At 59.5% G+C, this 1,425-nt stretch carries 1 protein-coding gene; it reads right to left on the bottom strand.

Annotation, left to right across the window (positions count from 1 at the left end; all coding sequences use genetic code 11):
- Positions 1–62: 62 nt before the first annotated feature.
- Positions 63–1,265: an IS256 family transposase gene (locus J7392_RS24105; protein ID WP_209219848.1), complete on the bottom strand. Its 1,203-nt coding sequence runs from the start codon at positions 1,263–1,265 to the stop codon at positions 63–65.
- Between the last annotated feature and the right edge of the window lie 160 nt (positions 1,266–1,425).

The following is a 1,425-nucleotide window of genomic DNA, read 5'->3' as shown; positions in this document are numbered from 1 at the left end:
GATCATGCCCCATAGCGTGGTGTAACTCGCGGCTGGCCGGGCGCTTTCGACGGCCGAGCTGATCAGTCCGTCTGAGTTGCAGGCAGGCTGATGATGGGATCATCGCAGACCGGTGCCAAGGTTTCCAGCGTCATGTATCGCGCACGCTGCACAGTCCATTCTTCGGTCTGCTCCATGAGGATGGCGCCGACGAGGCGACGTATGGCAGCCTCATTTGGAAAGATCCCGACGACGTCTGTCCTGCGCTTGATCTCGCCGTTCAAACGTTCAATCGGATTCGTCGAATGCAACTTCGTCCGATGCTGTTGGGGAAAGGTCATGTAGGCGAGCACGTCTTCCTCGGCATCATCCATCAGCCCAGAGAGCCTGGGCAGCTTGGACCGCATCTGGTCGGCGACGTTGCGCCATTGGACTTTCGCCGCCGCATGGTCTGGCTGTGCAAAAGCGGTTGCGATAAAGGCGGAGACGACGCGTCGGCTGCTCTTGCCTGCATGCGCAAGAGCGTTCCTCTGGAAATGCACCCGACAACGCTGCCAGCTCGTGTTCAGCACGCGTGCGACTGAGGCCTTGATGCCTTCATGGGCATCACTGATGACCAGCTTCACACCACATAGCCCGCGCCGCACCAGATCGCGCAGAAACTCCGTCCAGAAGGTTTCGGCCTCGGACGGGCCGATGGACATGCCCAGCACCTCTCTGCGGCCGTCTGTATTGACGCCGACGGCGATGGTGACGGCAACGGAGACGATACGCCCGCCCTGGCGGACCTTGAGATAAGTCGCATCGATCCAAAGGTAGGGCCATTCGCCGTCAATTGGACGGGTAAGGAAGGCATCGACCCGCTCGTCGATCTCCTCGCACAGGCGGCTAACCTGGCTCTTCGAGATGCCGGTCCCACCCATCGCTTGGACGAGATCGTCCATAGAACGGGTTGAGACGCCATGGACATAAGCTTCTTGAATAACCGCGCTCAACGCCTTCTCTGTCGCCCGCCGCGGCTCCAGAAAAGAAGGAAAATAGCTGCCGGTGCGCAGCTTGGGAATCCGCAGTTCCACGTTCCCGGCTCGCGTCTGCCAATCGCGTTCGCGGTAGCCGTTTCTCTGCGCCTTCCGCTCCGACGTCTTCTGATGATAGTCGGCCCCGGTTTTTGCGCCGACCTCCAGCTCCATCAGCCTTTCGGCGGCAAAACCGATCATATCTCGAAGAAGATCGGCATCCGCGCTCTTCTCGACAAGCTCTTTCAGGTCCATCATAGGTTTGGTCATCGGGGTCTTCCTTCGGTTCAGGTTGATGTTCGCAACCCGACCTTACCGAAAATTCACCGATGACCACCGCGCCTTTGATGACGTCCTACGGCGCCTCATGAAGGGCGCGGACGCCACCAAAAGCGCTACCAGAAGTTACACCTCTCCCTGGGACATGACC

Source organism: Sulfitobacter sp. R18_1 (genome assembly GCF_017743915.1).
Taxonomy (GTDB): Bacteria; Pseudomonadota; Alphaproteobacteria; order Rhodobacterales; family Rhodobacteraceae; genus Sulfitobacter; species Sulfitobacter faviae.
The sequence above is the reverse complement of the archived record's forward strand: the minus strand, read 5'-3'. Positions and strand labels throughout refer to the sequence as shown.

Coding starts and splice junctions, on each gene's coding strand:
- J7392_RS24105 (WP_209219848.1), bottom strand. CDS start 1,265: ATGACCAAACCTATGATGGACCTGAAAGAGCTTGTCGAGAAGAGCGCG.